The 26,797-nt window shown below is 57.4% G+C and carries 20 protein-coding genes; 7 read left to right on the top strand and 13 right to left on the bottom strand.

The annotated features are described in order from the left end of the window. Positions 1 to 103: 103 nt before the first annotated feature. Positions 104 to 1,219: a pyridoxal phosphate-dependent aminotransferase gene (locus tag ACTYEO_RS03625; RefSeq protein ID WP_449322353.1), complete on the top strand. Its 1,116-nt coding sequence runs from the start codon at positions 104 to 106 to the stop codon at positions 1,217 to 1,219. Here the strand turns inward: ACTYEO_RS03625 and ACTYEO_RS03630 are convergent. Further along, positions 1,166 to 2,419 (bottom strand): pyridoxal-phosphate-dependent aminotransferase family protein, encoded by a 1,254-nt coding sequence (locus tag ACTYEO_RS03630; protein WP_449322354.1) that lies wholly within the window; start codon positions 2,417 to 2,419, stop codon positions 1,166 to 1,168. The genes ACTYEO_RS03625 and ACTYEO_RS03630 overlap by 54 nt on opposite strands. A gap of 129 nt (positions 2,420 to 2,548) precedes the next feature. Here ACTYEO_RS03630 and ygfZ point away from each other — a divergent pair, with 129 nt between their 5' ends. Further along, positions 2,549 to 3,307 (top strand): CAF17-like 4Fe-4S cluster assembly/insertion protein YgfZ, encoded by a 759-nt coding sequence (gene ygfZ, locus ACTYEO_RS03635; protein ID WP_449322655.1) that lies wholly within the window; start codon positions 2,549 to 2,551, stop codon positions 3,305 to 3,307. A 7-nt stretch (positions 3,308 to 3,314) separates the two neighbouring features. Here the strand turns inward: ygfZ and ACTYEO_RS03640 are convergent, their stop codons facing one another. The 10 genes from ACTYEO_RS03640 to katG form a co-directional block, all read right to left on the bottom strand. Next, entirely contained in the window at positions 3,315 to 3,773 is a 459-nt protein-coding gene (locus ACTYEO_RS03640; protein WP_449322355.1) for a methylated-DNA--[protein]-cysteine S-methyltransferase, read from the bottom strand. Further along, positions 3,770 to 4,642, bottom strand: a complete 873-nt coding sequence (gene yghU, locus ACTYEO_RS03645; RefSeq protein ID WP_449322356.1) for a glutathione-dependent disulfide-bond oxidoreductase — start codon at positions 4,640 to 4,642, stop codon at positions 3,770 to 3,772. The genes ACTYEO_RS03640 and yghU overlap by 4 nt, the downstream gene beginning before the upstream one ends. 210 nt (positions 4,643 to 4,852) lie before the next feature. Then, complete coding sequence (ileS, locus tag ACTYEO_RS03650) at positions 4,853 to 7,831, bottom strand: isoleucine--tRNA ligase (RefSeq protein WP_449322357.1); 2,979 nt, start codon at positions 7,829 to 7,831, stop codon at positions 4,853 to 4,855. Positions 7,832 to 8,008: 177 nt separating this feature from the next. Next, complete coding sequence (locus ACTYEO_RS03655) at positions 8,009 to 8,929, bottom strand: DMT family transporter (RefSeq protein WP_449322358.1); 921 nt, start codon at positions 8,927 to 8,929, stop codon at positions 8,009 to 8,011. A gap of 119 nt (positions 8,930 to 9,048) precedes the next feature. Further along, on the bottom strand, positions 9,049 to 10,044 hold the full coding sequence (locus ACTYEO_RS03660) for a YcjF family protein (RefSeq protein WP_449322359.1): 996 nt from the start codon (positions 10,042 to 10,044) through the stop codon (positions 9,049 to 9,051). Between the two features lie 63 nt (positions 10,045 to 10,107). Further along, entirely contained in the window at positions 10,108 to 11,529 is a 1,422-nt protein-coding gene (locus ACTYEO_RS03665; protein ID WP_449322360.1) for a homospermidine synthase, read from the bottom strand. 83 nt (positions 11,530 to 11,612) lie between these two features. Continuing rightward, on the bottom strand, positions 11,613 to 12,233 hold the full coding sequence (gene rpsD / locus ACTYEO_RS03670; RefSeq protein ID WP_449322361.1) for a 30S ribosomal protein S4: 621 nt from the start codon (positions 12,231 to 12,233) through the stop codon (positions 11,613 to 11,615). A 194-nt stretch (positions 12,234 to 12,427) separates the two neighbouring features. Further along, complete coding sequence (locus ACTYEO_RS03675; RefSeq protein WP_449322362.1) at positions 12,428 to 13,456, bottom strand: Hint domain-containing protein; 1,029 nt, start codon at positions 13,454 to 13,456, stop codon at positions 12,428 to 12,430. A gap of 135 nt (positions 13,457 to 13,591) precedes the next feature. Continuing rightward, complete coding sequence (locus ACTYEO_RS03680; RefSeq protein ID WP_449322363.1) at positions 13,592 to 14,548, bottom strand: lipid A-modifier LpxR family protein; 957 nt, start codon at positions 14,546 to 14,548, stop codon at positions 13,592 to 13,594. A 262-nt stretch (positions 14,549 to 14,810) separates the two neighbouring features. After that, positions 14,811 to 16,976 carry a catalase/peroxidase HPI gene (katG, locus tag ACTYEO_RS03685; RefSeq protein WP_449322364.1) on the bottom strand — a complete coding sequence of 722 codons (2,166 nt, stop codon included), beginning with the start codon at positions 16,974 to 16,976 and terminating at the stop codon, positions 14,811 to 14,813. Positions 16,977 to 17,252: 276 nt separating this feature from the next. Between katG and ACTYEO_RS03690 the strand changes: the two genes are divergently transcribed. After that, positions 17,253 to 18,176 carry a hydrogen peroxide-inducible genes activator gene (locus tag ACTYEO_RS03690; protein ID WP_449322365.1) on the top strand — a complete coding sequence of 308 codons (924 nt, stop codon included), beginning with the start codon at positions 17,253 to 17,255 and terminating at the stop codon, positions 18,174 to 18,176. Between the two features lie 79 nt (positions 18,177 to 18,255). Continuing rightward, entirely contained in the window at positions 18,256 to 19,149 is an 894-nt protein-coding gene (locus ACTYEO_RS03695; RefSeq protein ID WP_449322366.1) for an NAD-dependent epimerase/dehydratase family protein, read from the top strand. Between the two features lie 70 nt (positions 19,150 to 19,219). Here the strand turns inward: ACTYEO_RS03695 and betC are convergent, their stop codons facing one another. Further along, positions 19,220 to 20,728 (bottom strand): choline-sulfatase, encoded by a 1,509-nt coding sequence (betC, locus tag ACTYEO_RS03700; RefSeq protein WP_449322367.1) that lies wholly within the window; start codon positions 20,726 to 20,728, stop codon positions 19,220 to 19,222. A gap of 387 nt (positions 20,729 to 21,115) precedes the next feature. Here betC and ACTYEO_RS03705 point away from each other — a divergent pair, with 387 nt between their 5' ends. The 3 genes from ACTYEO_RS03705 (at position 21,116) to ACTYEO_RS03715 (ending at position 24,290) form a co-directional block, all read left to right on the top strand. Further along, positions 21,116 to 22,075, top strand: coding sequence for a glycine betaine ABC transporter substrate-binding protein (locus ACTYEO_RS03705; RefSeq protein WP_449322368.1), 960 nt, complete (start codon positions 21,116 to 21,118; stop codon positions 22,073 to 22,075). A gap of 105 nt (positions 22,076 to 22,180) precedes the next feature. Continuing rightward, a complete protein-coding gene (locus tag ACTYEO_RS03710; protein WP_449322369.1) occupies positions 22,181 to 23,221 on the top strand; it encodes an ABC transporter permease in 1,041 nt (346 codons plus the stop codon). Between the two features lie 4 nt (positions 23,222 to 23,225). Further along, the gene (locus tag ACTYEO_RS03715) at positions 23,226 to 24,290 is read left to right on the top strand and encodes a quaternary amine ABC transporter ATP-binding protein (RefSeq protein ID WP_449322370.1); all 1,065 of its coding nucleotides are present in this window, start codon (positions 23,226 to 23,228) and stop codon (positions 24,288 to 24,290) included. Between the two features lie 168 nt (positions 24,291 to 24,458). Here the strand turns inward: ACTYEO_RS03715 and ACTYEO_RS03720 are convergent, their stop codons facing one another. Then, the gene (locus ACTYEO_RS03720; RefSeq protein ID WP_449322371.1) at positions 24,459 to 26,741 is read right to left on the bottom strand and encodes an adenosylcobalamin-dependent ribonucleoside-diphosphate reductase; all 2,283 of its coding nucleotides are present in this window, start codon (positions 26,739 to 26,741) and stop codon (positions 24,459 to 24,461) included. Between the last annotated feature and the right edge of the window lie 56 nt (positions 26,742 to 26,797).

Genomic DNA, 26,797 nt, shown 5'->3' on the forward strand with positions numbered 1-26,797 from the left:
TTCAAATACGCGCGCCCCCGGGCGCAATGCGGGAAAGGGGCTCGATGCCCCTGCCCCGCAGCTCCCTCTTGCGTGTGGCTGCGAAAAACTCCAATCCTTCCCCATGACAAAACCACGCTTTACCCCGCTGAGCCAAACCCTCCCCGCCACGGTCCCTTTCGTCGGCCCTGAAACGCAAGAACGCGCCCGCGGCGCGGCGTTCATGGCCCGCCTTGGTGCCAATGAAAGCGTGTTTGGCCCCTCGCCCCGCGCCATTGCCGCTATGGAAGAAGCCGCGACCGAGGCTTGGATGTATGGCGACCCAGAATTGCATGAGTTGCGCATGGCTCTCGCCCTGCATCATGGGGTGGGCATGGAAAACGTGGTGGTAGGCGAAGGAATAGACGGGCTTTTGGGCTATCTGGTGCGGCTCCTGATCGACCAAGGCTCGCATGTCGTCACCTCGGACGGGGCCTATCCCACCTTCAACTATCATGTCGCGGGCTTTGGCGGGGTGCTGCATAAAGTTCCCTATAAGGGTGATCACGAAGACCCCGAGGCTTTGATTGCAAAGGCCCATGAGGTCGATGCCAAGCTGCTCTATTTCGCCAATCCCGATAACCCTATGGGCAGTTGGCATGATGCCGCCACCGTCCAAAGAATGATCGACGCTCTCCCAGAGGGCTGCGTGCTGGCCTTGGATGAGGCCTATGCCGATACCGCCCCGCCCGAGGCCATCCCCGAGATGGATATAACCCATCCCCGCGTGATACGTTTCCGCACCTTCTCAAAGGCCTATGGTCTGGCCGGAATGCGGGTGGGCTATGCGCTGGCCGAGGCGGAATTCATTACGGCCTTTGGCAAAATCCGCAACCATTTCGGCATGGGGCGCGTGGCGCAAGCCGCAGCCCTCGCCGCCCTCAAGGATCAAAGCTATCTCGCGAAAACGGTCGCAAGCATTGCAGGCGCGCGCGAAGGCATCGCTCGGATCGCTCGGGAAAACGGGCTTACCCCTCTGCCCTCCGCCACCAATTTCGTCACAATTGATTGCGGTGCCGATGGCGATTTCGCCCGCGCTGTCCTGCACGAGCTCGTGGCGCGCGGGGTGTTTGTGCGCATGCCCTTCACGGCACCACAGGATCGCTGCATCCGTGTCTCTTGCGGGCGCGGGGGCGAGCTTGAGGCCCTAGCAGCAGCCCTGCCCCTTGCCTTGGACGCTGCCCGCCAGAAAGGCCTTTGAGCCATCAGCAATGACCTTGGCCGCGGCTTCAAGCCCTGTTGGTCCATGCGGGATATCCAACGCCACCATGCCCGCCTGAAGCGAGCCGAGCACGCCTAGAACCATATGGGCATTCACATGACCCATATGGCCAATGCGCAGAAAATCAGCCGCCGCCTCGGGCTCGGGCCTGATGCCCCCAAGCGGAATGCCAAGCGTCACGCCCGCATTGGCAATCATCCAATCGCGCAAGCGCTGTCCGTTTCCGGTCCCGAAATCCACTGTTGTCACCGCGCAGGAGCGTTTATCAGCCTCGGCGATATTGGGGCGGATGGGGCCCGCCTGCCCCCAAACCTCAAGCGCATTCCAGATCGCTTGCGCCAGAACGGAATGGCGCTTCCAGACAGTTTCTACCCCCTCTTCATGCACAATCATATCTAGTGCTGTGCGAAGCCCATAGAGATGATGCGTGGCAGCCGTGCCATTGAAGTAGCGGTAGAACTCATCGGGGTTCACGCGCGGGCGCCAGTCCCAATACGAGGTTACGAGATCGGCGTTTTCGCGCGCGGCATCTGCCTTGGGCGAGAAATAAACAAAGCCCATACCAGGCGGGGTCATCAGCCCTTTCTGGCTGCCCGTGACCATCACATCCACGCCCCAGTCATCCATATGAAACTCGTCACAGGCCAGACAGGCGATATTATCCGAGAATAAAAGGGCGGGATGATTGGCGGCATCCATGGTTTTGCGCAAAGCTGCGATATCGTTTTTCACGCTTGTCGAGGTATCGACCTGAACGGCAAGCACCGCTTTGATCTGATGTGATTTATCGGCCTCCAGCGCTTCGGCGACTTGGGCCATATCGATATCAGATTGCGTGCCGAAATCGATGATCTGGCAGTTGACGCCCATGGTCGCGGCCATTTCGCCCCAGCCAAGGCAGAAGCGGCCCGTTCCAAGCACGAGGATCGTATCGCCACGGCTCATGGTATTAGAGATCGCGGCCTCCCAAGCGCCATGGCCATTGGCGATATACATCGCGACCTGCGCTGTGCTGGTGCGCGCAACCGCTTTCAGATCAGGCACGATCCCATGCACCATCTCAACCAGCTCACCCGTATAGATATTGGGCGCCGCGCGGTGCATCGCCTGCAAGACCCGATCGGGCATAACCGATGGTCCGGGGATCGCGAGATAATGGCGGCCATTTGCGAGGCTCATGGAGATGTTCCTTTCTGACAACTGGGAATAGGCGTAAACCCAAGATGCAAGAGGCGCAATTGCGCCGTCACGTCTTGCCAGCGCGCAGGTCATGATTACCTGTGACATGCGATATCAGGAGGCATGATGATGCAAGGTGAAGCAACAAAAGATCGGATGGTTCTCAAGATCGGCGGTGCGGATCGTGCGGGCTTTCTTCAAGGGCTTGTCACCCGCGACATCAAAGGCCCCGAGGATGGTTTGGTCTATTCGGCGCTCCTGACGCCGCAAGGCAAATATCTGGCTGATTTCTTCCTGCTCAATCGCGGCGATGACATCTTGCTGGATGTGAAATCCGATATCGCACCTGCCTTGGCGCAACGGCTGGCGATGTACCGCCTGCGCGCGGATGTGGGCATTGAAGACAGCGGGCTTGGCGTCACACGCGGGCTTGGGCTGCCGCCCGAAGGGGCTTGGGCCGACCCGCGGCATCACGCGCTTGGCTGGCGCGGCTATGGGCTCGAGGGCGATGCCCCGAGCATTGATTGGGACGCGATCCGCGTTGCCCATTGCATCCCCGAGACAGGGTTGGAACTGATCCCGAATGAGACCTTCATCCTTGAAGCAGGGTTTGAGGCGCTTGGCGGTGTGGATCACCGCAAAGGCTGTTATGTCGGGCAAGAGGTGACCGCGCGGATGAAGCACAAAACCGAGCTGCGAAAAGGGCTTGTCACGGTGGACCTGTCTGGAGACGCGTCTTTTGGCACGGAAATTTTTGCAAGCGAGCGTTCAGTGGGGAAATTGCTGACCCGCGCGGGCGACAAAGCCATCGCCTATCTCCGCTTTGACCGCGCAAGCGGCGCGATGCAGGCAGGTGAGGCGCAGGTGACATGGGTGCCCGACACATAATTCTGTGTCAGATCAACAAGCCCGCCGCCCCTTCATGTTTCAAAAGCCAGACTTTGATCTCGACCCCGCCAGGCGCGGAGAACCCGCCGAGGGTGGAGCCCCCAAGCACGCGGTGGCATGGGATGATGATCGGAATGGGGTTTGCACCGCAAGCCTGACCAATGGCTTGTGCGGGGCGGCCAAGCGTCTTGGACAGATCGCCATAGGTCACGGTCCCGCCAAAAGGGATCGCGCAGAGCGCGGTTAGAAAACTCTGCTGGAAGGCCGAGCCAACCGGCCTGAGCGGTAGATCAAACTGGGTAAGACGGCCCTCGAAATAGGCCGCCAATTGCAGCGCCGCGCGCTCGAGCAGGGCTGTGCAGGGCGGGCCAGCTTGCCCGCCCCATGAAAGCTGGGTCACCGCACCATCTTCTTCGGTCAGCGTCAGATCCCCCAAGGGGCTGGCAAGGGTGGCCTGTTGCGTCACTCGGGCGCTTTCTCTCCGATTTTATCTTGGGTCTTGGTGTCGAAATCCGAGGCATCATGACGTTCATGAAGCTGCAATTGAGGCTCACCAAAGGCACGGTTCACCATCCGCCCACGCAGCACGGCAGGGCGGGCATCGATTGTTTCGGCCCATTTCATGACATTCTTATAAGAGGCCACATCAAGGAATTCGGCGGCATTATAGAGCCTGCCCAAAACCAATTGCCCATACCATGACCAGATCGCGATATCGGCGATTGTATAGGTATCGCCTGCCATCCAGTCTCTCTCGGCCAGATGGCGGTCCAGAACATCCAACTGGCGCTTGGCCTCCATGGTGAAACGGTCAATCGGGTATTGGAATTTCTCAGGCGCATAGGCGTAGAAATGACCAAATCCGCCGCCCAGATAAGGCGCAGAGCCCATTTGCCAGAACAGCCAGCCCAACATCTCGGCGCGGGCCTCATGGGTGAGGAAGGCGTCGAATTTTTCGGCCAAATGCAAAAGGATCGCGCCCGACTCGAAAAGGCGAATTGGCGTGTCGCCCGAATAATCCATCACTGCGGGAATTTTCGAATTCGGGTTCACATCCACAAAACCCGAACTGAATTGATGCCCTTCCCCGATATTGATGAGCCATGCATCATATTCCGCACCGCTATGGCCTGCAGCGAGAAGCTCTTCGAACAGCACGGTGACTTTCACCCCGTTTGGCGTAGCCAAGGAATGAAGCTGGAAAGGATGCTTGCCGCGCGGCAGCTCCTTGTCATGGGTCGGGCCTGCGATGGGGCGGTTGATCGAGGCGAATTTGCCGCCGCTCTCTTGGTCCCAAACCCAGACTTTGGGGGGCGCGTAGCTGGCCGTGGTCATTGGGGTATCCCTTTGCGTTTCGGATTTCCTGCAGGCTAGACGCAATAGCAGGCAAACCCAAGGCACAGGTCTGTGTTCATTTTTGCAGAGGTGTGAGAGAGGCAATGGGGTAAGGGGCGCTGCCCCTCGGCGGCAAAGCCGCCTCACCCCGAGGTATTTTGAAAACAAAGAAAGGTCTGGCGATAGCGGGACCGCCAGACCGTAATGCTTTTAGCCAAGCGCGCTGTCGCAACGCCCGCAGACGCCTGCATGGCTGTGCTGACCGACATCAGGCAGGATTTTCCAGCAGCGTTGGCATTTTTGCCCCTCGGCCATGTCGAAGACCACCGCAACATATGCAATCTCGGGCAGAGTGAAGCCCGTATCATTGGCAGGCGTATCGGTCAGAGTGATGGCCGATGTGATGGCGATATCCTCGAACTCAACGGAGGTGAGCGCGTCAAGAACGGCTTTGTCCGCCACATGCACCACGGGTGCCGCCTCAAGCGAGGCCCCGATGACCTTGTCACGGCGCTGAACCTCGAGGGCGGCCGTCACCACGCGGCGGGCGCTGCGGATCTTGCTCCATTTCTCGGCCAAGGCTGCATCACGCCATGCATCGGGGGTTTGCGGGAAATCGACCAGATGGACAGAGCTGTTGTCGCCCTCAAAGCGTTCCAGCCAGACCTCTTCCATCGTGAAGACAAGGATCGGGGCCAACCAAGTGGTCAGACGGTGGAACAGGATATCCAGCACTGTCCGCGCAGCGCGGCGGCGCTCAGTATCGCCATCGCAATAGAGCGCATCCTTGCGAATGTCGAAATAGAAGGCCGACAGATCGGCGGTGGCGAAATTGAACAGCGCCTGAAACACACCTTGGAAATCGTATTTGGCATAGCCTTTGCGGACCGTCTCGTCCAATTCGAACAGGCGGTGCAGCACCCAACGTTCCAGCTCGGGCATATCGGCGGGGTCCATCCGGTCCGCTTCCGTGAAATCGGCAAGGCTGCCCAACATGAAGCGCATCGTGTTGCGCAGGCGGCGATAGCTGTCGGCCACCCCTTTGAGGATTTCCTGCCCGATCCGCAGATCCGAAGTATAGTCGGATTGCGCCACCCAGAGCCGCAGAATATCCGCGCCATATTGGTCGATCACCTGTTGCGGGGCGATTGTATTGCCGAGCGATTTGGACATCTTCATGCCCTTCTCATCCAGCGTGAACCCATGTGTCAGCACACCTCGATAGGGCGCGCGGCCAATCGTGCCGCAGGCCTGCAACATCGAGGAATGGAACCAGCCGCGATGCTGGTCTGTGCCCTCAAGATAGAGATCAGCGATCCCGTCTTCCGAGCCGTCTTCGCGGTCGCGAAGTACGAAAGCATGGGTTGAGCCTGAATCGAACCACACATCAAGAATGTCAAAGACCTGCTCATAGGCCTCGGGGTCATACTCATTGCCAAGGAAGCGCGCCTTGGCACCCGCCTTGTACCACGCATCGGCGCCCTCAGCCTCAAAGGCTTCGAGAATGCGGGCATTCACGGCGGGGTCACGCAAGAGGTAATCCTCGTCCGAGCGCTGCGCATCTTTCTTGACGAAACAGGTCAGCGGCACACCCCAAGCGCGTTGGCGGCTCAGCACCCAATCGGGCCGCGCCTCGATCATGGAATGAAGACGGTTGCGGCCTGTTTGCGGTGTCCATTCCACCAAAGTATCGATGGAGGTCAGCGCGCGTTCGCGGATCGTTGTGCCATGCGTGTCCTGCCCGTCACCGACCGCGCGGTCGATGGAGGCGAACCATTGCGGGCGGTTCAAACGGATCACAGGGGCCTTGGAGCGCCAGCTATGCGCATCCGAGATGGTGATGCGACGCCGCGCAAGCAGGCCTTTTTCACCGACCAGCTTTTCGATCACGACTTTATTCGCATTGCCCGGCTTGCCATTGTCACGGATGATCTGCTCGCCCGCGAAGAATGGCAAATCCTCACGATAGGCGCTGTTGTCGAGGATGTTATAGGTCATCTCCAGCCCGTGTTTCACACCGATCTGGAAGTCGTCATCACCATGGCTGGGGGCGGTATGGACAAAGCCCGTACCCGCATCAGCCGTCACATGATCACCCGCGAAAAGAGGCACGGCATAATCCCATTCGCCATTCGCGCCCTCGGCACCGTTGAGCGGATGCGCACAGGTGAGCCCTGCCAGTTCCTCGGGCGTGACATCGCGCAGGCGGCGATGCATTGAGGGCTCAAGCCGCATGGCACCAAGCGCATCCTCGGCCAAAGCATCGGCCAAAAGATAGCGATCCCCGATCTGCACCCAGCATTCCTCGGGGCGGCCTGTGACCTCATAGAGACCATAGCTGATCTCGGGGCCAAAACAGATCGCACGGTTTTGCGGGATGGTCCAAGGCGTTGTCGTCCAGATGACAACCTTGGAGTCTAGAAGCTCCTTTGCTTTGGCGACTTGCTCTGTTCGGAGCCTTAAGGCTTCTTCTTTCTGCTCCTCAAAAAAGATTCCCGACTGAGGAACGGATACATCTTCCACATTAAACGGCACCCAGATCGCGTCGGTCTGGCGGTCGTGATATTCGACCTCCGCCTCGGCCAAAGCGGTTTTCTCGACAGGGGACCACATCACGGGTTTGGAGCCCTGATAGAGCGTGCCCGTCATCAGGAATTTCATGAATTCCTCGGCGATCACCCGTTCGGCGTGGAAATCCATCGTCAGATAGGGTTGCTCCCAATTGCCCGTGATCCCGAGGCGCTTGAATTCCTCGCGCTGGATGTCGATCCAGCCTTCGGCAAAGCGGCGGCATTCCTGACGGAAATCGACCACATCGATCTCGTCCTTATTCTTGCCCTTGGCGCGATATTGCTCTTCGATCTTCCACTCGATGGGAAGGCCGTGGCAATCCCAACCAGGGATATAGCGCGCCTCATGGCCCATCATCTGCTGGCTGCGCACAACCATGTCCTTGAGCGTCTTGTTCAGCGCGTGGCCGATATGGAGATTGCCATTCGCATAGGGAGGCCCGTCATGCAGCACGAAAGGCGGGCGGCCTTCTGCGTTTTCGCGCAGGCGGTCATAAATGCCGATTTTCTCCCAACGCGCCAGCCATTCAGGTTCGCGCTTGGGCAGGCCAGCCCGCATTGGAAATTCGGTGCGGGGCAGATTGAGGGTGTCTTTATAGTCGGGGGTCTCGGCGCACATCGGAGCCATCCTGTTTGTCAATTTGGTCAGGGGAATATCAGGGCGGTGCGTATGATCAACACCTTATCCCGGCGTCTCTTCGTCTCAGAGCGCCGGGCCTGTAATTCGAATGATGATGCGCAGGGCTGAAATCAACATGGAGGTCGTATATCGCCCCACAGGCTTGGGGTAAAGATGTCAGGGCGCAGCAATTGCCTTGTGCAGCAGGGCGCGTTCACGCGCGACAATATAGAGCCCCGCCGCGATAGTCAGGCAGATGCCAAAGGCCGCCAAGCCATTGGGCCATTCTGCAAAGAAGAAAAACCCCACCACCGTGGCCAAAGGAATTTCCAGATACTGCATTGGCGCAAGTGTGGCCGCGGGCGCGAAGCGCAAGGACCATGTCATCAGCAAATGCCCGATGACACCCGCCACCCCCATCGCGGCCAACAAGGCCCAATTGATGGCATCCAAGCCAAGCCATGCGAAAACGGACAAAGCCGCCTCGCCCTGCGGCAGAGCCAAAAGCGGTAGCAGCAGCGGCAAAGCGATCAAACCCGACGCGCCTTGCAGCGCAATCGGGTCAATCTCCTTGGCGATATGGCGGGTTACCAACATAAAAAACGCAAAGCTCACCGCCACCCCAAGTGGCAAGAGCGCTGGCCAGCCCACTTGCGCAAAACTCGGCTGCACCACCAAAAGCGTGCCCACAAACCCCAAGGCGCAAGCCGCCAAGCGGCGCGGCCCCACCTCCTCACCCAAGACGTATTTCCCAAGCAAAAGCATGATGAAGGGCATCACGAAGGCAATCGCAACAGCATCGGCCAAGGGTAAAAAGCGCAAGGCGGTGAACATCATGCCAAGCCCCGCGATATGCAAAACGGTTCGCAAGGCCGTCAGCCACGCCACGCGCGCTGATGGAAACAAACCCGCCCCCATAGCAAGTGCAATCGGCCCCAGCAAAAAGGCCTGAAACCCGAAACGCACCAAAATCATCTGCAAAAGCGGGACCCTATCTCCCAAAAGCTTGGCCAGAGCATCTGCAAAGGGGATGACCGCGCAAAATCCCAGCATCAACAAAATGCCCAAAAGGGGTCTATCTGCGGCGGGGCTACTCATGCCCCATGTCTTGGCATAGCAGCCCTCAAAACACCAAGACCCGATCATCTTTGCTTGAAAAATACTTCGGGGGTGAATTGGCCCGTGGGCCAAGAGGGGGCAGCGCCCCCGCCCCCTGGCTACCCTTTGCGGTCAAACAATCCCGTCAGGGCACGGCGCACGAGGGCCGTTACGCTGGGGCGACGCTCAGCCCCAAAGGGTAAGGGCCTGCAAACCTCCATCGCGGCTACTCCGACCCGCGCGGTCAGGGCCCCATTGACCAAACCCTCCCCGAAGCGGCGTGAAATCTTGGCCAAAACAGACCCACCCGCAAGCGAGCCGATCAGATCATCCCCAACGGCCACAGCCCCTGTTGCCACAAGATGGGTCAGCACGGCCCGCGTCAGCCGCCATGCCCCCAATGTGCCCGAGCGTCCGCCATAAATCTCGGCAATCCGCCGGATCATCCGCAGGTTCGAGGTGAGGGCCGCGATCACATCCGCCAATGCAATCGGAACAAGCGCTGTGATGGTCGCCACTTGGCGTGCAGCGGCCTCGACCTCGCGGGTTGCGGCCTGATCCAGCGAAGTCAATAGATGTGCCTCGGTCAAGAAAAACAGATCATCAACCTCGAAAACATCGCCCTGACGGCGGGCCAATTCATCCCGCCCCAAGCGCAATTCCGCGCGTCCTCGATACAGGGTCGAGAGTTTCTCCACCACGGCGCGGGCCTGTCGCAGATCGCCAGAGGCGCGCGCGCTTTCAGCGGCTTGGTGGATCGCGTCAAGCCGCGCCAGACGCGAGAATGCCGCCAATTCGCGCAAGGCAATCACGAGGGCCGCAAATAGAACCAGCCCCAAAAGGCCTGTCGCTATCCACCCCAGAACGGGGTTGGCGGCCAAAAGGCCCGTGACAAAATTCAATGCCGCGAGGGAGACCACAAACCCCACCAATGAGAGCAGTGCTGCCCAGAATAATCGTCCGATCCGCGACGGTCTTTTGGCGCCAAGGCTTGCGACAACCTGCATCGCCTGCCCTGCCGGCAAAGCCGCATCAGGCACAGGAGGGGCGCTTTCGGGCCCTTGTGACGGGGCCTCGTCCAATTCGATCAGGACAGGGCCTTTGCGATCAGCCAATGATCTCTCCTTACTTGCAGACCTCTCGGCCAGAAACCAAAGCCGGCCCCAAAGCTTTGCGCCTCAGCTTGCCAACACGTTGCGAAAGGCCCAAGGCTCGTTTTCGTCAATATCCTCAGGGAATAATTCCCACCGATCCGTCAAAGGCGTCCAATCTGTATAATGGGCCTCGACAGGTCCTAGATAAGGGCGCTGGACCTCCAGACAACGGGCATGGTTCATTTCATCCGCCTCAACGATGCCCGATTGCGGGTTCTCGAGAGCCCAAACCATGCCTGCAAGCACGGCTGAAGTCACCTGCAGCCCCGTTGCATTCTGGTAGGGGGCCAGCTCACGCGTTTGCTCATTCGACAGGCGCGAGCCGAACCAGACCGCGTTCTTGGAATGCCCGTAAAGAAGCACGCCCAATTCATCGATCCCCTCAACGATTTCGTCTTCGGTCAGGATATGATGCGCGCTTTGCGTTTTGCCCGAGCCGAACATCTCATGCAGGCTGAGCACCGCATCATCGCAAGGGTGATATGCATAATGACAGGTTGGACGATACTCGGGCGCATCGCCCTCGCCCAAGGTGTAATAATCGGCGATCGAGATCGCTTCGTTATGGGTCACAAGGAACCCAAATTGCGGCCCCGGTGTCGGGCACCATGTATGCACACGCGTGATCGCACCGGGCCTATCCAGCCAGATCCCTGCCTTGCAGCCTGTTTCATGGCGATGAGCGTTTTCGGGGAACCAAGGTTCATGCGTGCCCCAACCAAGCTCGGCAGGTTGGAAACCTTCCGAGATGAACCCCTCGACCGACCATGTATTCACAAAAACATCTCGGGGGCGCGGCAGACGGCGGGCTTGGGTGTCACGCTCGGCGATATGGATGCCCTTGACGCCAAGGTCGCGCATCAGGTTGGCCCATCCCTCGCGCTCCACAGGCATCTTCATTTTCAGCCCCGTATCGCGGGCCAAGGTCAAAAGCGCCTCCTTGACGAACCAGCTGACCATGCCGGGATTTGCGCCGCAACACGACACCGCAGTTGTGCCACCCGGATTGGCAGCCTTTTCATCACGAATGGCTTGGCGCAGCGCGTAATTGGTCCGCTCGGCATTGCTCTTGGTCTCGAAATAGAAACCTTCCCATGGCTCGGCCACGGTATCGATATAAAGAACCCCCTGTTCACGGCAAAAGCGCATCAATTCCAAGGAGGATGTATCGACAGAAAGGTTCACCACAAACCCTTTGCCCGGTTCGATCAGTCCGCCCAGAACCTCGCGGTAATTGTCGCGGGTGATCGCCATTTGCAGATGGGTGATCTGGTGCTGGCTCAGGAATCTATGCGCGGCCGCGTCGGGCTCGATCACCACCAGTTTCGAAGCGTCATATTCGAAATGCCGCTGGATCAGGGGCAATGTCCCCTTACCGATCGAGCCGAAACCAATGATAATGATCGGGCCATCAATATGCCCATAGAGGGGGTAATTCTGCGTCATACTGTGCTCCTGCCTCAGGGCCTAACACGAAAAAGGGCCACGCCAGATCGGCGCAGCCCTCAAACAGTAACATACCAAAAAGATTAGTTCTTGGCGTAATATTCGACGACCAGGTTTGGTTCCATCATCACGGCGTAAGGCACATCAGCCAAGGACGGCGTGCGCACGAAAGTCGCTGTCATCTTGGAATGGTCCGCGTCGATATAGTCAGGAACGTCACGCTCGGCCAATTGAACGGCTTCCAGAACGAAGGCCAGTTGCTTGGATTTGTCACGAACGGAGATCACATCGCCTTCCTTCACACGGTAGGAAGGGATGTTAACGCGCTTGCCGTTCACCTGCACATGGCCATGGTTCACGAACTGGCGTGCGGCGAAAACAGTTGCAACAAACTTCGCGCGGTAAACAACAGCGTCCAGACGGCGCTCGAGCAGACCGATCAGATTTTCACCTGTATCGCCTTTAACACGGGCGGCTTCTGCGAAGATGCGCTTGAATTGCTTTTCCGTCATGTCGCCATAATAGCCCTTGAGCTTTTGCTTGGCGCGCAGCTGGATGCCGAAATCGGACAGTTTGCCCTTGCGGCGCTGACCGTGCTGGCCTGGCCCATATTCACGACGGTTGACGGGGGATTTTGGACGACCCCAGATGTTTTCACCCATCCGGCGGTCAATTTTATACTTGGCAGACGTGCGTTTGGTCACGGCTGTTCTCCTTCTAACGGGTGCCCCCAATCGGGAGCTATGAAGGGCGTTGTCCTTTGCCTTGCGGCCGACAGGCTTTCCCTTGCGGGAGCCACCAACACCAAATGAAACACCCGAGGCAAAACCTCGGGCTTGGCGGCTTTTACAATGTCAGCCGCGCGAGTCAATGCCTCTACCAGCATTTATTGGGAATATCAGGCCATATGGGCCATGAGGATGGCCGCTTCCCCCCGCGAAACCATACGGCGCGCAGGGGCACCGTATTTCTGCGGGTCCGAGGCAAGTTCGGGGCGCAGTTCTACAAGCGCACTACGCTGGATATCTTCAAGATGGTCCAGCCCCATATAGCCCGGGTGGAAGGTCTCAACCTCCAGCCCGTTTGCCCAGATCACTTCATGGCGCTCCAGCATCAGATGCACATACCATGTTTCGCGCAAGGAATGATCGACGGTGACAAAGCGGTCGCCCACCAGATCGGCGGCGCGCACCAGCACTTCCGGCTCGCCCCAAAGCTCACGCGCTTGTGGGCCACGCACCATCACACGGTGGTCGGGAGATACGATAAGATCACTATCGGGACGATCGACACCCAATGCGCCACGACGCATGCGGATGGGGCGTTGCTCGGGCATAGCGAAGAGACGCGCGCCCGACATACGGCGATGCCCAGACCACAGAACTTCCTGATCCCCGTCATCGCGCGTTAGAACACGGTCACCAGGCCCGAGATCCTCAATCGCCATTTCACCCTCGGTGGTGCGAATGCGCGTCCCCGGCGTAAAGCAAATCACGGAAGCCGCCTCGGCATCACGCGACGGTGTCACGCGTTTAGAGGCATGGATGATGGTCATGGTTTTATTGGCGGGCGGAATTTCATCAGGGAACAGCAGGATCGGTGCCGCACCATCGGCAATCTCGATCGGCACCACATTGTAGAACCCGATACCATCGGACAGCACAAACGCACCCTTGAACAACGGGTCTGCATCTTCTGCTGCCACCTGTTCGGGCGTCAGCGCGGGCATATGCAGCATTTTGCGCACAGCCCGCGCCGCCCGTTCACGAAGATCGTCGTAGTCCTGGCTGGCTGTCAGGAGCAGAGCGGCGCCATCGCCTTCCAAAGGAAGAGCGCGGCCATGCCAGCTCCAGGTCATCCCTTCAGCCAGTTCTTGATTATATTTAGCCAGTTCCCCGTCGATAGAGGTCTGCGCCCATGAAATCATGAACGAGCCCCGTGCCCCCGTGCCCATTTGCTCGCCTCGTCTACCGTCATTATTTTTCGCTGATTTGCTCAGCGTTAACGGCAGCGTAGCACGGGTGATTCGCCTTGTGAATCCCTTTTGCGAATCGGAGGTGTTTTAGAAATTCCACCGCAATGCGAGAGAGCCCACAACCTGCCCTTCGGACTGGCCCACAAACTCCTCGGAGAGATAGGTGACACCGTAAAACGCAGAATATCCGCCAAGTGCGTAATTCATGCCCGCGCGTAGACGGTAACGGGTATCTTCAACCTGATAACCACGGTTCTCGGGCAAATAGGCAGAGCTTTCGACATAGGCCAGATCACCGCCGAACAGGACGGAAAAACCCTGATCCTCAGAGGCGGAGATACCTGCAAAGCGTTGCCCCGTGATCGGGTCGCGCAGACGCAGACCATCTTGACCGAAATTGCCCAAAGTGACGTCATAGCCAACGCGCGCCAAGGTCTCGACGCCTGCTTGTAATTCGATGAAGGGGCGCACGTATCTATTGCCACCAAGATCGGCTTCGCGCGCGATCTCGAGCGTGCCGTGCAGCAATATCTCGTCTTCGACCTGAAAATTCTGGCTGTTCACCACGGGTTGGTTCAACGCGTCATGGATATCAGCATGCACATCGCGCAGGCCAGTTTGATCGCCCAAGGCAACCAGATCGACACCTGCCGAGATATCATAGCCAGACGAATTGAAGTGGTAATGCCCACCTGCGGACAACGCGCCAACATAGAGACGGTCGCCAGCGGCAGGGTTGGTGATATTGGCAGGCGAAATTACCTCACCGCGAAAGCGGTATTCGACAACACCATTGCCGAAAGAACCTAGTGTTCCACTCCAAGCCTCGCCGCGCAGCAGACTGATGGAATAGGACCCCGTCCGCCAGCGGTCACGCCCGTCACCAATCAAATCATTGTTGAACAAGCGTCCCACCCCAAGCGTTTGGGTCGTGGGCTCTGAAATATCTTGCGTCATTGCCTCTTGGGCCTCGCCCTTTCCCGACAGGGCAATTGCCACCAAACCCAAGAACACAAGGCGTGGAATACTAAACAATTTAAACATGGAACGGTCTTTCTCGGTCTTATCTGTCGCGGGCAGATAGAAGCCGCGCTGCTTGCTCGTTTTTGTCTGTAGAGAATGGCCTAGCCTTCAATAATGGCAGAAATATCACGTGATGTGCGTTTCGGCAGGAAAAAAGCGGCTAACAGGGTCAGGCCTGCAAAAAGCGCGGCCCATAGACAACAGTGTTCCCCCGCAAAGAAGAAGCGCGGCCGATTTCTCGCCCGCGCCCACCTGTCTGACCACTCGTACTCAATTTCACCACTTACTTGAGGTCAAACCGGTCCGCATTCATGACCTTTGCCCAAACCGCCACAAAATCAGTGACGAATTTCTCGGCATTATCGTCTTGCGCATACACCTCGGCATAGCCGCGCAGGATCGAGTTCGAGCCGAACACCAGATCAGCGCGTGTTGCTGTCCATTTGGTATCACCCGTCTTACGGTCACGGATATCGTAGCTATTTTTGCCAGTTGGCATCCAAGCATTGGACATATCGGTCAGGTTCACGAAGAAATCTGTCGTCAACGCGCCCTCACGGTCGGTGAAGACACCATGCTTTGTGCCACCATAATTGGTGCCGATCACACGCATACCCCCCAGCAGAACAGTCATCTGTGCAGCGGTCAGCCCCAGAAGCTGTGCGCGGTCCAGCATCATTTCCTCAGGGCTGACGACATAGTCTTTCTTGAGGAAGTTGCGGAACCCGTCTGCCAGAGGCTCGAGCACGTCAAAGGATGCCGCATCGGTCATCTCATCGGTGGCATCGCCACGGCCTGCGGTGAAGGGCACATCAATATCGAAGCCAGCCGCTTTGGCCGCTTGCTCGACACCGAGATTGCCCGCCAGCACGATCACATCCGCGATGGATGCGCCGCTTTCGGCTGCGATGGGTTCAAGCACCTTGAGCACGGCGGCCAGACGGTCGGGCTCATTGCCTTCCCAATCCTTTTGCGGTGCAAGACGGATGCGCGCACCATTGGCACCGCCGCGCATATCTGAGCCACGATATGTCCGTGCGCTATCCCATGCAGTGGCAACCATATCCGAAACCGACAGCCCAGAAGCCGCGATTTTCGCTTTGACCGCATCGACATCATAGGAGGTCGACCCCGCAGGGATTGGATCTTGCCAGATCAGGTCCTCGGCAGGAACGTCAGGTCCGAAATAGCGGGCTTTGGGGCCCATATCGCGGTGGGTCAGCTTGAACCAAGCGCGCGCAAAGGTATCCGCGAAATAATCGGGATCGGCCATGAATTTCTGGCAAATCTCGTTATAGATCGGGTCCATTTTCATCGCCATATCGGCATCGGTCATGATCGGCATGCAGCGGATCGAAGGATCCTCTACATCGACGGGCATGTCTTCTTCCTTGATGTCGATCGGCTGCCATTGCTGCGCACCTGCGGGGCTGTGCTTGACCTCCCACTCATACCCGAAGAGCAGCTTGAAATAGCCCATATCCCATTCGGTCGGATTGGTTGTCCACGCGCCCTCAATGCCGCTGGTCACGGCCTCACGGCCCACGCCTTTACCCTTGGGGTTGGTCCAGCCAAAGCCCTGCTCTTCCAGCTCGGCACCCTCAGGCTCGGCACCCAGAAGGCTTGCATCGCCATTGCCATGCGCCTTGCCAACTGTGTGACCACCTGCGGTCAAGGCAGCAGTTTCTTCGTCATTCATCGCCATGCGCGCGAAGGTCTCACGCACCTGCTCGGCTGTTTTGAGCGGGTCGATGACGCCGTTCACACCCTCGGGGTTCACATAAATCAGGCCCATCTGAACAGCAGCCAGCGGGTTTTCCATGGTCGAGGGCTTCTCGACATTTTCATAGCGCGTGTCGGACGGCGCGAGCCATTCCTTCTCGGCACCCCAATAGACGTCCTTTTCAGGGCCCCAGATATCTTCGCGACCAAAGGAGAAGCCGAAGGTTTTCAAACCCATCGATTCATAGGCAATCGTACCTGCAAGGATCATCAGATCGGCCCAGGAAACTTTGTTGCCGTATTTCTTCTTGAGCGGCCACAGAAGGCGGCGCGCCTTGTCGAGGCTGGCATTGTCAGGCCATGAGTTCAGGGGCGCAAAGCGGATATTGCCCGTGCCACCACCACCGCGGCCATCCGACAAGCGGTAGGAGCCTGCCGAGTGCCATGCCAAGCGGATCATCAGGCCACCGTAATGGCCCCAATCCGCAGGCCACCAATCTCGGCTGTCCTTCAGAAGGCTGTGCATATCGGCCTTGAGCGCCTCGACATCCAACTCTTTCAGCTTCTCACGATAATCAAAGCCTTTGCCCATCGGGTCGGTTTTGCCATCATGCTGGTGCAGAATGTCGAGGTTGAGGGCATTTGGCCACCAAGCCAAAGGGGATGTTGCCATTTCAGTGCTGCTGCCATGCATAACAGGGCATTGTGCGACGTTGTTTCCGTCCATGTCTCTCTCTCCAGATTATCTGCGCGTTTTTCGGTTTCAGGAAGGGCTTTGATCTCACGAATACCGGACTGAGCTCACTCAGCATGCATCGGCGATTTCAGGGTCCTCTCCTTGCATGGCCCGCCACCATAGGGTGAAAGGCCGGTGATTTTGCGAAAGGGGGATCGGGCGCAAACCCTGCGACTCATGTCAGCCCCCCTTTTCTTGGAACCGTTCTAACAAATTAGATCGATTGGTTTAAGTTGCATTTTGTGATTGTCGCGATAACTTCACATTATGAATAACATCACCCTGCGACAGATGCGGTATTTCGAGGCTTTGGCCCATTCCGGCCATTTCGGGCGGGCGGCAGATATGTGCTCGATCTCGCAACCTGCGCTATCCGTTCAGATCAAGGAATTGGAACAAAATCTTGGAAGCGTGCTGTTCGAGCGCAGTGCGCGTGAGGTGCGGTTGACCAGTTTCGGTGAGCAATTCGCGCTGCGCGTGCGCGAGATTCTGCGCTCGGTGGATGAATTGGGTGATCTGGCCCGCGCCGCGCAAACCCGTTTGGTGGGGCGCTTACGGATTGGCGTTATCCCCACCATCGCGCCCTATCTTTTGCCTACCCTGATCGGGAAGCTGAATGAGGACAATGCCGAGCTGGACCTTCATATCCGCGAAACGGTCACCCCGAAGCTGATCGAGGAATTGGCAGGCGGGCGGCTGGATACGGCCATTGTCGCCCTGCCCGTCTCCGAGCCGTCTTTCAACGAGGTGTCGCTGTTCTCTGAGAGCTTCGTGCTGGTCCGCCCAAGCGTCGATAAAGACAAACCCGTTCCCGACCGAGATGCGTTGCATGAGATGCGTTTGCTTCTTCTAGAAGAAGGCCACTGCTTTCGTGACCAAGCCCTGTCCTTTTGCAATATGCAATCAAACTTGCCGCGCGAATTGCTGGAAGGCAGTTCGCTGTCAACACTGGTGCAAATGGTAGGCTCAGGCATCGGCGTGACGCTGGTGCCTGAAATGGCGGTGCCTGTGGAAACCCGCTCGGCCTCGGTCTCAATTGCCCGCTTTGCCAGCCCGCAGCCTTCCCGCACCATCGGAATGATCTGGCGCAAGAAAAGCCCGTTGGCCGACCAACTCAACCAGATTGCCGAGATCGTGCGCCAATCGGCCGAGCATCTTTATGGCCAGCAGGCGATGACACCGCCAGCCTGATGACCTCTTTCGCGGGGCGGATAGACCCTGCCTTGCATGGCTGCTAACGGTTGAGCCAAGCCAAAAGGGAGAGACGGCAATGAGAGTTCTATTTACTGGCGGTTCGGGCAAGGCAGGCAAGCATGCCATTGCCTATCTCGTAGCCCAAGGGCACCGCGTGTTGAATGTGGATCTGACCCCGATCGAGATGGACGGCGTCGACAACCGGATCGCCGATATCACCGATGCAGGGCAAATCTACGATATCATGTCGGGCTATGCGGGCCTTGATGAACTTGGCACAGGCAAGGGCGCTCCGAAATTCGATGCCGTTGTCCATTTCGCCGCCATCCCGCGTATTTTGGTCAAAAGCGATAATGAATGTTTCCGCGTCAATACGTTAGGGACATATAATATCATCGATGCGGCCGTGAAATTTGGCATTCGCAAAATCATCTTTGCCTCCTCCGAGACGACCTATGGCGTGTGTTTCTCCGATAGCGACCGCAAGCCCGACTACCTGCCCGTTGATGAAGACCACCCCACCGTTCCCGAAGACAGCTATGCGATGTCAAAGGTCGTCAATGAGGTGACGGCGCGCAGCTTTCAGCGCCGCACGGGCTTTGATATCTACGGGCTTCGGATCAACAATGTGATCGAGCCGCATGAATATGAGGCGAATTTCCCTGCCTTCATGCAGGAGCCAGGCCTGCGCGAGCGCAATATCTTTGCCTATATCGATGCCCGCGACCTCGGGCATTTCGTGGATCGCTGCCTCAAGACCGATGGTTTGGGCTATGAAGTGTTCAATGTCGCCAATGACAACCACTCGGTTGCTTTGCCGACATCAGAGATCATCTCACAGTTCTACGCAGGCGTTCCTGTCAAAAAAGAAATCGGTGAGGAGGAAACCTTTTACTCCAACACCAAGGCAAAAGAGCTTTTGGGCTTCGCCCCGCAGCATGACTGGCGGCACTATCTGAAAGACCAGTAAACCTGAAAAACAGGCGGGGCCATCACGCCTCGCCTGTCCTTCCGAAACTCCGCCTCTTGGATAAACTACGTCATTCACCACGCGGAAAGCGGGCGCGTTCTTCGACCTCGTTGAGGTCCATATGATTGCGCATGAAGCGCTCGGAAGCTTTTTGCAGGGGCTGGTAATCCCAAGGGTAATAGCCGCCCTGACGCAAAGCCTCGTAAACCACCCAACGGCGCGCTTGTGATTTGCGAATATCGGCATCGAAACGGTCAAGATCCCAACGGGACTCCGCCTCGGAGCGCATCTGTTCTAGCTGCTCAGCCGCATCGGGGTCCTGCGCGAGATTGTTCAATTCATGCGGATCGCGGCGCAGATCGAATAGCTGCTCGGGATCAAGTGTGCAGCGGGTGTATTTCCAGCCGTCCTGCACCAATGCCACCATCGGCGCTTGCGAGGCTTCGGCCGCATACTCAATCGCCACGGGCGTTGTCCGTTTGCCACCTTTTGCTAGGCCAACAAGGCTCTCACCTTGGGTCCATGGCATGACCTCTTCCATCGAAATTCCAGCCAGATCACATAGGGTCGGGCAGACATCAATATTGGAGACCGCATCCGTGACCAGACGCGGCTCAATACCTTGTGCACTGATCATCATCGGCACGCGCGAAGACCCTTCGAGGAAGCTCATCTTGAACCACAAGCCCCGCTCACCCAGCATATCGCCATGGTCGGAGACAAAGAGAATGACGGCCTCCTGACGTGTGGCTTCCAGCGCATCCAGCATCTCACCGATTTTGTCATCGAGATAGGAAATATTGGCGAAATAAGCCCTACGCGAGCGGCGGATATCCTCATCCGTGATATTGAAATCGCGCCAGTTATTGGCATCGAAAATCCGCTGTGAATGCGGGTCGTGATCTGCGTAATCCATCGCGGGCACCTCAGGCTCGAGATGGGCGCAATCCTCATAGAGATCCCAATATTTCTTGCGCGCAACATAAGGGTCATGCGGGTGGGTGAAGCTGGCAGTCAGACACCATGGGCGCGGATCAAGCCCGCGGCCATATTCACGGATTTTGCGCACCGCATGAAACCCGACCTCGTCATCATATTCCATCTGGTTCGTGGTCTCGGCCACACCAGCGCCCGTGACCGAGCCCATATTGTGATACCACCAATCGATCCGCTCACCTGGTTTGCGGTAATCGGGGGTCCAGCCGAAATCAGCGGGATAGATATCGGTGGTGGTACGTTCCTCAAAACCATGCATCTGGTCAGGGCCTACGAAATGCATCTTGCCCGACAGGCAGGTCTGGTAGCCCGCGCGGCGCAAATGATGCGCATAGGTCGGGATATCACACGGGAACTCGGCCGCGTTGTCATAGATACCCGTGACCGAGGGCAATTGCCCCGACATGAACCCGCCCCGCCCCGGCGCGCAAAGCGGTGAGGCCGTGTAGCAATTGGCAAACCGCGCCGAGCGGGCGGCCAGTTTCTTGAGATTGGGCGCATGCAACCAGTCCGCCGGACCATCAGGAAAAAGTGTTCCATTCAACTGGTCCACCATGATGATCAGGATATTGGGGCGGGTCATCGCATGCGCTCCTTTTTGCGAGATAAAATCGGTCTTGGTCTTCATGTTTCATTGCGCGGAAATTGGCGCTGTTCTCCTTGCGACGAAATGCGCAGCATTTACACCCCCAATCCACGTCACAAGCCGCCTATTTGAGGCGCTCCCAGATGTGGGCTTGTCATACCCACATCCACCCGATGGAAAATTTCCGATTCTATTAATGAGTGAAAACTAGAAAAAGTTTACTTATGTTTCAGAAGCTTACAGATCTTTCCCCTTGAAGGGTTGCATTGCGGTGCCTGCTATTGTCTGATCGTTAGGTGATGAGAAAGCGTCTTTCATTGATGAAATTTGGCGCTGATGCGGGTCCACAGGTGGACCTGCGCGTTACAAAACAGGGAAGTAGAAATGAAAAAGATTATTCTGGCCGCTGCCGTTGCCGTGACCGCTCCTAGCGTTGCGTTTGCTGACTGCGGCGAAGTGTCGATCACCGAGATGAACTGGGACTCCTCCGCGGTTGTGACCTATGTGTCTAAGTTCCTGATGGAACAGGGCTATGGCTGCACCGTGACCACAGTGCCATCCGCGACTGTTACCTCGCTGGCATCCGTTGCCGAAACCGGCACACCTGACATCGTGACCGAATTGTGGATCAACGGCACACCCGCTTATGGTGAATTGTCCGAAGCAGGCCGCATCGTCACATTGGGCGATGTTTTGTCCGATGGTGGCGTTGAGGGCTGGTGGATCCCGACTTACGTTGTTGACGAGCATCCTGAACTTGCAACGCTTGCAGGCGTTCAGGCCAACCCAGAGCTGCTTGGCAGCCGTTTCCACAACTGCCCCGATGGCTGGGGCTGCCGCAACACGAACGCCGCATTGGCCGAAGCAGCCGAGCTTGAAGCAAACGGCTATGAAGTGTTCCAGCACGGTTCGGGCGAGACAATGGCCGCGTCGATCGCAGCGGCATTCGAGAACCAAGAGCCTTGGATCGGATATTACTGGGCGCCAACTTCGGTTCTGGGCCAGTATGACATGACCATGGTGGATTTGGGTCCCTATAACGAAGAGATCCATATGTGTAACTCCAACCCCGAATGTGAAGAAGTTGGTCTCAGCTCCTATCCAGTGGGTCCGGTTAAAACCATCGTAACCACAACCTTCCAGGAAGAATTCCCCGAGATCGCAGAGTTGATGGCCAGTGTGTCCTTCACCAACGCGCAGATGGGTGAAATCCTCGCATGGAAAGAGGCCAACAACGCCTCCGCTGAAGAAGCCGCAGTTTACTTCATCTCCAACAATTCCGACATTTGGTCGACATGGTTGAATGATGATGCCCGCGAAAATCTTGCAGGCTTGATCCAGTAATCTTCTCATAGGGCTCCTGCATCGCAGGGGCCCTTTTTACAATCAGCAAAGGGCCCAGAAATGCTTATGGGGCCTTTGTGATGCTCGGGATGGGATAGGCAGAATATGGCCTTTTACGACAGAATTTTTGAAACCCTCGGTCTGCAAGACTGGTGTGGTGAGGCCAGCGGCGGCCCGATGACAATGGCGGAATTGCTGGCGCAAAGCAGCGGCGGTGGTGGCGGTGGCGAAGATGCCCCAATGCCTTTCATGGAAACCCCCTTCCCGTCCCTTGATGTGCTGCATGGCTCGTGCAACACGATCCCCCGTACCCGCGATATGACCGAAGCCGTTGAGCAAAGCTTTATCGGCATCAAGGACGAATTGCGCTTTGTCCTCGACCCGATCACGGCCCCGCTTGGCTGGTTGCTGGACCAAACCCTGATCTGGTTTCAGGTTATCCCTTGGTTCTTCATGATCCCACTTTTGATGCTGGTGACATGGTTCGCCGCACGCTCGCTTGGTGTGCTGGCCCTTGTGACAGGCGCATTCCTGTTCATGGCCGCGATTGACCACTATGATGCAGCGATCGCGACGCTCTCGATTGTCTTTGTCTGTACGATGTTCTCGGTGGCGCTTGGTGTGCCGATCGGCATTGCCATGTCCAAAAGCAATACGTTGCAGCGCATGACCATTCCCATTCTGGATATGCTGCAAACGCTTCCGACCTTTGTTTACCTGATCCCGCTGATTTTCCTGTTCTCGGTCACCGAGAGTAAGCTCTACGGTATTGCGATCATCCTTTATGCGATTGTGCCTGTGATCCGCCTGACGGATTTGGGCATCCGACTGGTCGATAAAGATGTGATCGAGGCGGCGGATGCCTTTGGGATGTCCAACCGCCAGAAACTGGTTGGTGTTCAAATTCCGCTCGCCCTGCCCAATATCATGGCTGGTATCAACCAGACTATCATGATGAGCTTGGCCATGGTTGTCATCGCCTCGCTGGTATCGGCACCGGGCCTCGGACGATTGGTTCTGCGTGGCATTAACAACCTTGAACTGGGCGTGGGTCTGGTTGCGGGCTTCTGTATCGTTATTCTGGCGATCCTGCTTGACCGCGTCACCAAAGCCGCCCTGAGCCGCATTAATACAAGTGAGCACTGAAACCATGACCGAACGCAACGAGATCAAGGTTTCAATCCGCAACCTTTATAAAATCTTCGGCTCCGACCCCAAAGCGGCGCTGGAACATGTCCGCCAAGGTTTGGGCAAGCCCGAGCTTCTGGAACAGCATGGCCATGTTTTGGGCCTGCAGGATATCAATGTCGATATTCGCGCAGGCGAGATCACAGTGATCATGGGCTTGTCGGGTTCTGGGAAATCCACGCTGATCCGCCACCTCAACCGATTGATCGAGCCCACAGCGGGCGAGATCGTGGTCAATGATGAGGATGTCCTCTCCTATAACGAGCAAAAGCTTCATGAATTGCGCCAGAATACCATGTCGATGGTCTTCCAGAAATTCGCGCTCTTCCCGCATCGCACCGTTCTGGAGAATGCAGGCATGGCACGCCGTGTGCGCGGCGAGAATGCGGCGGCGGCGGATAAGGAAGGGCAGAAATGGCTCGACCGTGTGGGGCTTGAAGGCTATGGCGGCCATTATCCCAACCAGCTTTCTGGCGGCATGCAGCAACGTGTGGGCATCGCCCGCGCCTTGGCCTCCGACAGTGATATCATGCTGATGGACGAGGCCTTCTCGGCGCTGGACCCCCTGATCCGCACCGATATGCAGGACCTTCTTCTGGAATTGCAGCGTGAATTGCACAAGACCATCGTCTTCATCACCCATGATCTGGATGAAGCGCTGAAACTGGCAGATCACCTCGTGATCCTTAAGGATGGCGCCGTGATCCAGCAGGGGGAGCCGCAGGAAATCCTGCTGCACCCCAATGATCCCTATATCATGGATTTCATCGCCGATATTAACCGCGCGCGGGTTTTGCGCGTACGCTCGGTCATGGAAGAGACCACGAAGAAGGGCACCAAAATCGCAGGTGAGGTGGATGCAAATTCAAACCTCGAACGGGTCATCGCCCTGTCCGAAGGCGACACAAACCTCCATTACCGTGTGATGCAGGATGGCGAGCAAGTGGGCCTGCTGCATATGCGCGACCTCGTGCGCGCCTTGGTGCCTGTTGAGGCCTCGGACCCTGCAAGGCGTCTGAGCGCGTAAACAGCCAAGCCGACCTAACATCGAGGGCGCGCAAGATCAGCAGATCGAGCGCGCCCTATTTGTTTCGCTGCCATCTTGCTGCAATGGCTTGGTGCGACTGCAAGCACAGCCATGTTTTTGAATTCTTCATCCGCACTATCCTGCTCGCTTAACCAGAGCAGGAAAGGCCTAGCCGCATTTCGAATAGCCGCAATTGGCGCAGGTCATGCAGCCCTCGACCATCCGCATCTCGAAGCTTCCGCAGGATGAACAGCTAGGGCCCGCAGCACGGGTCTGCTGACCCATCTCGACGATCTCGGCATGCGGGTCCTCTTTGAGGCCCATGCCCTCGCCGCCGATAAAGCCGATATTGATCAGGTGCCGCTCGATCACGCCGCCGATGGCCGCAAGGATGGACGGCACATATTTGCCGCCAATCCACGCCCCGCCACGCGGATCAAATACCGCCTTCAATTCCTCAACCACAAAGGAGACATCGCCGCCGCGACGGAACACCGCCGACATCATCCGCGTCAGCGCCACCGTCCATGCAAAATGCTCCATATTCTTGGAGTTGATAAACACCTCAAAGGGGCGACGATGCCCGTTCAGGATGATGTCATTCACCGTGATATAGATCGCATGCTCGGTATTGGGCCATTTCAGCTTGTAGGTTTGCCCCTCAAGCGTCTGCGGACGGCTCAAAGGTTCCGAGATATAGACAACCTCGCCATCGCGCGACTCGGTCGTCTCGGCGCCTGCTGATTTCTTTTCGCCCTCCGACACGGTCAAAACCGACCCTGTTACGTCATTCGGGCGGTAGGTCGTGCAGCCTTTGCAGCCTGTCTCATAGGCCTGCATATAGACATCCTTGAAATCCTCGAAAGAAATGTCCTCGGGCACGTTGATCGTTTTCGAGATCGAGCTGTCGATCCAGCGCTGTGCGGCGGCTTGCATCTTTACATGCGCACCCGGCTCAAGGGTTTGCGCATTGACGAAGAAATCGGGCAGTTCAACCTCACCGAATTTATCGCGCCACATTTGCACGGCGTAATCGACAACCTCCTCTTCGGTTTTCGATCCGTCCCGCTGCAAAACCTTGCGGGTGTAGCTATAGGCGAAGACAGGCTCGATCCCTGACGAGACATTGCCCGCGTAAAGGCTGATTGTGCCCGTGGGCGCGATGGAAGTCAGAAGGGCGTTGCGGATACCATGGGTGCGGATCGCCTCGCGCACATCCTCATCCATGCCAACCATATTGCCCGAGGCCAGATAGCCATCTGCATCAAAAAGCGGAAAGGCCCCTTTTTCCTTGGCCAGATCAACCGAAGCCAGATAGGAGGCGCGCGCGATCTGCTTCATCCATTCTTCGGTCTTGGCTGCTGCCGCGTCCGACCCATAGCGCAGGCCAAGCATCAAGAGCGCATCGGCAAGCCCTGTGACACCTAGCCCGATCCGCCGCTTGGCACGGGCTTCAGCCGCCTGCGCCTCAAGCGGGAAACGGCTGGCATCAACGACATTATCCATCATCCGCACAGCGACACGCACAAGCTCGTCCAGCGCCTGCGGGTCCAGCTCGGCATCGGCTTCAAACGGGTTATTGACCAGCCGCGCCATATTGATCGAGCCAAGCAGGCAGGCTCCATAGGGGGGCAAAGGTTGCTCGCCACAAGGGTTGGTTGCGGCAATCGTCTCGACATAATTGAGGTTATTGGCCTCGTTAATCCGGTCAATAAAGATCACACCAGGTTCGGCGTAATCATAGGTCGAGCGCATGATCTTGTTCCACAGATCGCGGGCCTGAACGGTTTGATAGACCTTGCCGTCAAAAACCAGATCCCATGAGCCGTCCTCTTTCACCGCATCCATGAACGGGTCTGTTACCAGCACTGAGACATTGAACATCCGCAGGCGTGCGGCATCGGATTTGGCCGATATGAAATCCTCGATATCGGGGTGGTCGCAGCGCATGGTGGCCATCATTGCGCCACGGCGGCTGCCTGCCGACATGATCGTGCGGCACATCGCATCCCAGACATCCATGAAGGAAAGCGGCCCCGATGCATCGGCGGCCACCCCTTTTACATCAGCGCCCTTGGGGCGGATGGTCGAGAAATCATAGCCGATCCCGCCGCCCTGCTGCATGGTCAATGCGGCCTCTTTCAAGCCATCAAAGATGCCGCCCATACTGTCGGCAATCGTGCCCATGACAAAGCAATTGAACAGCGTAACCGCGCGGCCTGTGCCCGCACCCGCTGTGATCCGCCCTGCAGGCAGGTATTTGAAATCTTCCAACGCCTCATAAAACACCCCTTCCCAATGGCTGGGGTCTTGCTCAACCGAGGCCAGATCACGCGCGATGCGGCGCCATGTATCTTCGACCGTCTGGTCAATCGCCACGCCATCAGCGCCTTTAAGGCGATATTTCATATCCCAGATCTGTTCAGCAATGGGGGCAGAGAAACGGCTCATTGGACGATATCCCAATCTTTGATGGAGGCCTCTTAAGCTAGGGCGGTTTATGGCTT

The organism is Rhodophyticola sp. SM2404, assembly GCF_053570515.1.